The organism is Actinokineospora lacus (assembly GCF_053813445.1).
Genome location: NZ_JBQERA010000005.1, coordinates 134,833 through 142,998, shown reverse-complemented (window position 1 = coordinate 142,998; position 8,166 = coordinate 134,833). Strand labels below are relative to the sequence as shown.

Below are 8,166 nucleotides of genomic sequence, written 5' to 3'. Positions count from 1 at the left end.
CCGCCTGGCACAGGTCCAGGCGGCGTGATCGGGCGGGTGGTCGAGTGGGGTGGTCGGCGGGGGTCAGATCAGGCTGAGGCGGACGGCCTCAGCCGCGGCTAACGTCCTGTTGGGACAGTTGAGCTTGGCCAGCACGTTGCCGACGTGCCGCTTGACGCCGTTGATCCCGATGCCGAGGCGGTTCGCGATCTGCTTGTTGCTGCACCCCTCGGAGAGCAGGCGCAGGGTCTGGATCTCCCGGGGCGTGAGCAGGTTGCCGACCAGCGCCCCGGTCTTGGTCGGTCTGCGCACCTCGGCGAGCAGGCCGGTGGTCATCGCCGCGGGCACGTGCACCCGCCCCGCGGTCACGTCCCGCATGGCGGTGCGCAGCTCGGCGCCGCTCAACACGCGCTCCAGCAGGAACCCGTCGGGTTCGAGTTCGGCGGCCTCGGCCACGGTGCGGTGCTCGCAGTCGGGCAGCAGCACCAGGATCTTCACCCCGCACGCGCGCAACGCCTGCGCGCGCCGGGAATCACCGCCCAGCAGCTCCGCCGCCGCGATGATCAGCTCCGCCCCCTCGCGCCGTTCCCTCCGCTCGTACAGCGCCGCCCACGAATCGTAGGACCGCGAGCCCGACACCTCGTGGAAGTCGCGGATCAGTGTCCCCAGACCCGCGCGGATCATCTCGCCGGGGTGGGCGATGCTCACGGTCAGGCCGAGGCCCAGGGGCGGACTGGCGGGTACGGGGACCTCGGCGGCGCGGGCGAGGGTGCTGACGTGCATGGGCATCGGCCTCCAGACGGATGGTGCGCGGATGGTCCTGCTCGGTGGCCACCGACCAGCCAGCCATTCGCGGTGGCTTCGACCTTGACCCTTTCTGGATAGCAAAGGGGCCGGTGCCGCGCGACCAGATCACACCCATTGGGCGCGACCACGCGCGCCATGACACGACAGTTGTCGAATCACTGGAGTCATTTCCGCGGGCGCGGCCGGAGTCGCGCGCGGAGGGCCCGCCTCCGCCGCACCGCGTGCCAGATCGCCAAGGCTACCAGCGTATAACTGGGAACAGCGTGAAAAACGACCTCCTTGGGCAGGCCCGCCCAGCGCAGGAGCCCGGTGATCACCGTCAGCGCCGCCGCGACGAGCAGGACGCTCACGGCGAGGGCCGCGCGGCGCGGGAACACGACGCGCCGGGTGCACAGGTGCACGACCAGGCTGGCGGTCAGCGCCAAGCCGGTGAGCAGGTGCGCGAGGGCCAGCGGAATGGTCATCCAGCAGACGAGCAGCAGCGCCGCCACCGGCAGGTCGAACCACAGCCCTGGCCTGCGGGAGGTGCTCACCAGCGCGACGCGGTCTCCGGGCAACTCTCCGGGCGACTCTCCGGGTGGCATTGCCCGGACGCTAGCTATTGGTTGATAACCTGTCAATGTGGCCGAGAGCGGAACGCGGATGAGCGCGGAGCGCAGGTATGAGCAGATCGTGGCGGCCGCGATGTCCGCTTTCAGCCGCACGGGCTATTCAGGAACGACGACCGAGCACATAGCGGCCCTGGTCGGCGTGTCCCAGCCGTACGTCATACGCCTCGTCGGAACCAAACACGCGCTGTTCTTGGCGGCATTTGACCGCGCGTGCGACGCGATGGAGCACTATATTCGCTCCGCCGTGTCGGCACTGGAGCGGGCGAGCTCCGAGGAGCGGCTCGACGCGCTGCGCGCGGCGGGCTACCGCGACATCCTCGCCGACCGCGACCTGATGGGGATGATGCTCCACGCGTTCGCCGCGGCGGGCACCGACGACAAGATCCGCGAGGTGGTCCGGGTCCGCTACGGGGCCATCTTCGTCCTCGTCGCCGAGGCCACCGGCGCCCCGCCCGAGGGCGTGCGCGACTTCATGGCCGTCGGCATCCTGTGGCAGATCCTCGCCGTGCTCGGCGCCGCGGGGCCCGACGCCACCCACGAGTGGGCCCTGCCGATCCCGTGGTGACAAGGGCATCCGACTGTCCACACCAGACATCCCAGCGGGGTGGTCGCCGTCAGCGGCGCAGGGGGATGCCGCAGTGGAAGGTGCCGGTCGGGTCGTAGGCCGCCTTGACCCGGCGCAGGCGGGGCAGGTGCTCGCCGTAGTAGTGGGCGGGGTCGGCGGCCGGGTCCGGGTAGTTCGGGTAGCCCCGGTCCGCGCCGTGGAGGTCGGTGATGGCCCGGGAAGCGCCGACCCACGCGCTCGCGGCGGCGCGGAGGTCGTCACAGGCGCGGGTGCCGGTCTGCGCGGTGTGCTTCACCAGGAATGCCTGGTCGCGGTGAGCCACGGCTCCTCCCCCACCGGTCGCGATCGCGCCGCCCCATGGCACCAGTTCCAGGTCGCGGTAGACGCCGTGGGAGCGGCCGTGCGCCAGGTGCGCGGTGAGCGCGTCCAGCGTCTCGCGCGGGAGCGGGCGGGCGGCGAACCCGGCGCGGGACAGGCGCAGGGCGGGGCGCTCCCCGGGCGGGAGCCGGGGCAGGGTGTGCTCGGCGGCGTCGCCGGGGTAGTCGCAGAACGTGGCCGCCTCGACGGGGGACAGCACCGCGACCCGGTGTCCGGCCGCGTCGGGGTAGTGCCGCAGGAGCGCGTGGGCGGCGTCCGGGTCATCGCCCACGACGACGCCGAAGGCGGCGGTCACGGGCGGTTCGTCGGGGAAGTCACTGGCGTAGGCGGAGATCTCCAGGTTCACCTCGCGCGGGGCGGAAGGGGCGTGGTGCTGCCACGCGTCGATCACGGCGGCGGCCCGCTCGTGCGGCCACGTCGCCGTCAGCGCGACCACGGGCACCGACGGGCGGGGGCGCAGTTCCGCCGACAGCACGATCCCGAACGTCCCGCCGCCCGCGCCGCGCAGCGCCCAGAACAGGTCCGGGTGCTCGTCGGCGGCCGCCCGCACGACGCGGCCGTCGGCGAGCAGCACCCGGGCGGCCAGCAGGTGGTCGGCGCCGAGGCCGTAGTAGCGGCTCAGCACCCCGTACCCGCCGCCGAGCACCGCCCCGACCACCCCGACCGAGCGGCACCAGCCCACCGGCGCGACGAGGCCGTCCACCGCGAGCCGGTCGGCGAGGGCGCCCACGCGCACCCCGGCGCCCACGACGACGCGGTCGTCGCGCACGTCGATGGCGGACAGGGCGCCGAGGTCGAGGACCACCCCCTCGGACGTGGAGTGCTCGGCGAAGCTGTGCCCGCCGCCGCGCACCGCGAAGGGCATGCCGTGCCGCCGGACGAACGCCAGCGCCGCGGCCACGTCCTGCTCGCGGGCGCACGCCACCACGGCCGAGGGGACCACCTCGTCCGGACGGCCGATGAACATCTTCCGCGCGCGCTGGTGCCCCGCGTCACCGGGCAGGTGAACCTCGACGGTGGCCGCGAGCGCGGCGAACGGGCCGGTCACCGGGCGGGCTGCTCGGCGTACAGCTGGGCCTGGAGGCGGTACAGCTCGGCGTAGTGGCCGTCGAGCGCCATCAGCTCCTCGTGCGTTCCCTGCTCCGCGAGCACGCCCTGGTGCAGCAGGTAGATCCGGTCGGCGTCGCGGACACTGCCGAGCCGGTGGGTGATCAGCACGACCGTGCGGCCGTCGGCCAGCGTGCGCAGCGACTCGTACACCGCGCGCTCGGCCTTGGCGTCGAGCGCGGCGGTGGGCTCGTCCAGCACCAGCACCCGCGCGTCCCGGAACAGCCCCCGGGCGACCGCGAGCCGCTGCCACTGCCCGCCGGAGAGCTCGGTGCCGCCGCGGAAGTACCGCGACAGCAGCGACCGCCAGCCCTCGGGCAGGGCCGCCACCACCTCGTCCGCGCCGGAGGACATCGCGGCGGCGCGCAGTGCCGCGTCGTCGGGGTCGGGGCGTCCCGGGCGGCCGAGGCGGACGTTCGCGCGCGCGTCGTGCGGCCAGTGCACCGGTGTCTGGGCCACCATGCCCACCCGGTCGCCGACGCCGGCCGGGTCCAGGTCGGCCAGGTCCCTGCCGTCCCAGGTGATCCGGCCCTCCGTCGGCCGGTACAGCCCGGTGATCAGTTTGGCCAGCGTCGTCTTGCCCGAGCCGTTCTCCCCGACGAGGGCGACGACCTGGCCCCGGTGGATGGTCAGGTCGATGCCGGAGAGGGCGGGCGCCGCCGCGCCCTGGTAGCCGAACCCCACGCCGCGCAGCTCGACGCGCGCCGGGTCGGCAGGCGCCGGGTGGTCCGTCGGCGGCCGGGCGCGGGCCAGGGCGTCGGCGCGGAACGCCTCGTAGTCGGCGACGTAGAGCCCCTGCTCGAAGACGAGGTTCGCGGCCAGCACCAGCCTGCCCAGCGCGGCGGAGGCCGACCGGATGGCGATGAGCGCGGTACCGGCCACGGCGAGCGGCATCCAGCCCACCTGCAGCAGCACCACCAGCAGCGCGACGGCCAGCCCCACGGCCGTCCCGGACAGCGCCCGGCCGAGCGCCTTCACCTTCGCCTGGCCCAGTCCGACCGCGGTCTCCTGCTCCTGCAGCCGGTCGGCGACACCGCGGTACTCCGCCCGCAGGAACGCCTCCGCCTGGCACGCGCGGATCTCCGGCGCCGGTTCGCGCCCGGCCGCCAGGTCCCCGAGCATCCGCTGGCGGCGGTTCAGCGTCACCGTGCGGGCCATCGTCGCGTAGCCCAGCCGCGCGGAGCGCACCACGGCCCAGCCGTTGGGCACCACCGACAGCGCGAGCACCGGCAGCAGGACCGGGTGCAGCAGGCCGACCGTCCCCGCGGCGGCCAGCACCGCGAGCGCCGACCCCAGTAGTTCCACGAGGTTGTCGGTGGCGCGCTCCAGGTGGTGCACACCCCGGTCGCGGGCCCGGTGCAGCCGGTCGTAGAACTCCGGGTCGTCGAAGGCGGCCAGGTCCACCCGCAGCGCGGAGTCGACGATCCGCTCCTCGGCCGCGCGGCGCACCGCGGGCACGACCCGCGCGTGCGCCAGCGCGACCCCGGTGTCCAGCAGCCCGCGCCCGGCGAACGCCGCGACGACCACCAGCAGCGACGGCACCGCGGCGAGCACCCGCTCGCCGGTCGGCCCGGCCGCGAACAGCTTGTCCAGGGCCCCGGTCGTGGCCAGCAGGCCGAAGGCGAACGCCAGCCCGGAGGCGACCTGCAGCAGCAGGATCGCCAGCGCGGCGCGCGGTGCGGTGTCGCGGAGGATGGCCAGCACCGGGCGCAGGCTGGACGGCAGCCGCCGCAGCAACTGGGGCACGGTCAGGGACATGGCGTCCTCGTCGAGGTGCCAGTACGGGGTGTCCATCTCCAGCTCGGGCTCGACCGCCGTCACGGCACGCCGCCGGGATCGGGCAGCAGCACCGACGGCAGCGGGCTGTCGGGGTGCAGGCGCAGCAGCTGGTACGCGATGCCGCCCGCGCCCGGCAGCAGCCCGGGGCTGAACGCGTCGCGCGCCATGCCAGTGACCACCCCGTGCTCTTCGAGCACCGCCACGACGTGCGCGGTGACCGCGGCGCGGTCCAGACCCGCAGGCGCGAGACCGGCGGCGTCGGCGTCGGCCAGCAGTTCCCACACCCCGAGGTCGCCGTGGCAGAGCGTGTGGTTCCAGCCGGTGCCGCACGCCCAAGCCGACGCCGCGGCTCTGCGGACCACGTCGGAGCACCGCTGGGCATCGTCCGGCCACCGCGAGAGGTCGAGCGCGGCGACTCCGATCCCGGCGGCACCATGGCACCACGCCCCGCCGATGTGGTCCTCCTCCCGCAGGTCCCGCCAGCCGCGCCTCTCCTCGTCGTAGAGGGTTTCCTCGTAGGCGAACGCCGCCCGCGCGGTGTCGGCGTGGGCGGGGTCCCCGGTCACGGCGGCGAGCCGGGCCAGCGCCCACCCGATGCCGGTGGCACCGTGGGCGAACCCGCCGATGCCCTCGGGGAACTGCCGGTTGGGCCAGGAAACCAGGTCGAGCCCGTCGGCGGTCGCGGCGGGCGCGCCCTCCGCGACGAGCTGGTCGCCGATCATGCCCGCGAGGTCGATCCACCGGGGGTCGCCGGTGTGCTCCGCCAGGCGCAGCAACGGCACCACCGCGCCCGCGCGGCCGATGAGAAGGTCGTACTCGGTGTCCTCGACGACCGCGCGCGGCAGCTGCCCGGCCAGCACCGCGGCCCGCTCGAGCGCCTCGTCCCCGACGGCGCCGAGACGGCGCAGGAGAAGCCAGCCGGTGATCCGCGAGCCGAGGCCGACGTAGCCGCCCGGCGGCTCGGGGCGCAGGGGCGTGCCCGCCGCGGTGTCGTCGGCCCACCGCTGCTCGGCCAGCCGCATCGTCGTCACCGTCGCGCGCAGCAGGTCCGCGAGCCCGGGAACGGGATCGGCCCGGCCCGCCGCGGACTCCCGCAGGTAGCCCGCCAGCAGCACGGCGACCCCGGACAGGCCGCTGTAGAGGTCGGCGCTGAGCGCGTGCACCGCCCAGCCGGTGGGGTTGAGCGTCGGCGCCACCCAGACCGCCGTGCCGTCCGCGCCGCGGATCGCGGTGGCCGCCACCTGGCGCACGATGTCCGCGGCGAGCGCGCGGCGCCGCCGGTCGAGGCCGGTGGTGTCCGTTGTGGACGGCATCCGCCGCACGGGCGGCGGCAGCCAGCCCTCGTTGAGGTAGGCGCTCACCAGCGCCGCCTGGATGACCCGCCGGTCGACCTCGGGGTCTGTGGCCCGCCACCTCGACCTGGCCTCGGCGATCACGTCGACCGAGCGGCCCCAGCGGGTGCCGCGCGGTCCGGCGAGCACGCCGGTGTCGGCGGTGGTGGCGAAGAACGGGACGTCGCCGTCGAGCAGGTCCGCGACCTCGGCGGAGATCACGGCGGGGTCGCCAGGGGCGTCCGGCGCGTTCGCCGCGTGCCTGGCGAGCAGGTCCTCGGCGCGGGCCACCGCCTTCGGCTCGTTGTTGAGGGAGGCGGGGTGCCAGAGCATCCGACCAAGCTCGGCGTAGGTCTCGGTGCTGCGCACGACGGCGCGCACGGGCAGGCCCGCGAACGCCGCGAGCGGGGCGTCCAGCGCACCCGCTGCGTCGAAGGTGCGCAGGCGGTCGGTCAGCGTGGTGAAACCGGTGAGGACGTGGTCCCAGAACTTGCCGAGCACCGGGTTGGGGTCGGGGTGGTTCGCCGCCCCCGCGCCCGGGGCCTTGGCGAGGCCGATGCGCGCCTGGTCGGTGCCCGCGCCCACGATCACCGGGACGTCGGGGACCGGCTGCTGGCCGGGCAGCGAGCCGATGGCCGAGTTGTCGATGCCCCGCCAGCCGAGCACGAGCCCGCGGCCGGGCAGCAGCCCGGTCCCGAGCACCGAGCCGGTGACCATGGCCAGGGCCGCGTCGACGGCGTCGCCGTAGCCCGACGGCGGGGCGGGCTGGGTCGGGGTGAACAGCGTCTCGCAGTCGATCACCACCGGCACTGGCCCCGCGGCGATCAGGTTCTCCTGGTGCAGGTCGGTGCCGCCGATCAGCCGCATGACCGCGAGCCAGCGGCCGAGGTTGCGGTAGAAGCGCCGCAGCTCGGCGTCGTCGGCGCAGTAGCGGTGGGCGACGTGCTCAGCCCACCCGTACCCGTCCCGGATGAGGACCTCTGGCACCCGGATCGGGTCCGGCTCGTCCGGGAGGACGGCCGCCAGCAGGTCCGCGAGCGCCCGGTCGACGCCAAGCGAGCGCGGTTTGTAGACGACCGCGCCCGCGGCGCACGTGAGGACGGCGACCGAGCGGCCACCGCGGTGGCTGTCGCCTTCGCCGAAGGACACCGCGCGCAGTTCGCCGGGGTCGACGCCGGTGAGCCGCACGAGCGCGGCCCGGTCGGCGGTGAAGCGGGTGGCCAGTTCGCGGATCGCCGCGACCCGGTTGTCGATCACGGTGCGCAGCCGGGGCCGCAGTGCCGGGTAGTGCGCGTCGATCGAGTCCCAGAAGCCGGGTTCGCAGGTCCGCTCGACGAACTCGGTCCACCGGCCCGCGCTGTCGGTCGCGGTGAGCCTACCGGTCAGCCGGGCGGCGTTCAGCTCCAGCACCAGCACCCGGCTCACCTTGCGCAGCACGCTCTGGCGCAGCACGGCGTCCGCCCCGGCGAGGACCGCGTCCCGCTCGGCCGCGCCGAGCCCGGCGAGGCCCGTGAGGTCCGCGGCGAGCCCGGCGCGCGCGGGGGCGAACAGCGCGCGGGCCGACCGGTCGAACTGCTCGGCCTCGGTGCTCACCCAGTCCACTCCGGCG

General features: G+C 75.1%; 6 protein-coding genes. 1 reads left to right on the top strand and 5 read right to left on the bottom strand.

Annotated elements, in window-relative coordinates:
* Window positions 1–63 precede the first annotated feature (63 nt).
* Together ACTG9Q_RS14100 and ACTG9Q_RS14095 are read right to left on the bottom strand one after the other, a co-directional pair.
* The gene (locus ACTG9Q_RS14100; protein ID WP_455573201.1) at window positions 64–768 is read right to left on the bottom strand and encodes a response regulator transcription factor; all 705 of its coding nucleotides are present in this window, start codon (window positions 766–768) and stop codon (window positions 64–66) included.
* A gap of 182 nt (window positions 769–950) precedes the next feature.
* Window positions 951–1,370 (bottom strand): hypothetical protein, encoded by a 420-nt coding sequence (locus ACTG9Q_RS14095; RefSeq protein ID WP_455573200.1) that lies wholly within the window; start codon window positions 1,368–1,370, stop codon window positions 951–953.
* A gap of 37 nt (window positions 1,371–1,407) precedes the next feature.
* On the opposite strand from ACTG9Q_RS14095, the gene ACTG9Q_RS14090 reads away from it, so the two are divergent.
* A complete protein-coding gene (locus tag ACTG9Q_RS14090) occupies window positions 1,408–1,962 on the top strand; it encodes a TetR/AcrR family transcriptional regulator (RefSeq protein WP_455573199.1) in 555 nt (184 codons plus the stop codon).
* Window positions 1,963–2,011: 49 nt separating this feature from the next.
* On the opposite strand, the gene ACTG9Q_RS14085 is transcribed toward ACTG9Q_RS14090, so the two are convergent.
* The 3 genes from ACTG9Q_RS14085 to ACTG9Q_RS14075 are packed head-to-tail and all read right to left on the bottom strand — an operon-like array spanning window position 2,012 to window position 8,150.
* The gene (locus ACTG9Q_RS14085) at window positions 2,012–3,388 is read right to left on the bottom strand and encodes an FAD-binding oxidoreductase (RefSeq protein ID WP_455573198.1); all 1,377 of its coding nucleotides are present in this window, start codon (window positions 3,386–3,388) and stop codon (window positions 2,012–2,014) included.
* Window positions 3,385–5,268 (bottom strand): ABC transporter ATP-binding protein, encoded by a 1,884-nt coding sequence (locus ACTG9Q_RS14080; protein ID WP_455573197.1) that lies wholly within the window; start codon window positions 5,266–5,268, stop codon window positions 3,385–3,387. Before ACTG9Q_RS14080 ends, ACTG9Q_RS14085 begins: the two co-directional genes overlap by 4 nt.
* Window positions 5,265–8,150 carry a type 2 lanthipeptide synthetase LanM family protein gene (locus ACTG9Q_RS14075; protein WP_455573196.1) on the bottom strand — a complete coding sequence of 962 codons (2,886 nt, stop codon included), beginning with the start codon at window positions 8,148–8,150 and terminating at the stop codon, window positions 5,265–5,267. Before ACTG9Q_RS14075 ends, ACTG9Q_RS14080 begins: the two co-directional genes overlap by 4 nt.
* Between the last annotated feature and the right edge of the window lie 16 nt (window positions 8,151–8,166).

What these genes read in the sequence shown, in the direction of transcription:
- ACTG9Q_RS14100 (WP_455573201.1), bottom strand. Translation starts at nt 768, where the DNA reads ATGCCCATGCACGTCAGCACCCTCGCCCGCGCCGCCGAGGTCCCCGTA.
- ACTG9Q_RS14095 (WP_455573200.1), bottom strand. Translation starts at nt 1,370, where the DNA reads ATGCCACCCGGAGAGTCGCCCGGAGAGTTGCCCGGAGACCGCGTCGCG.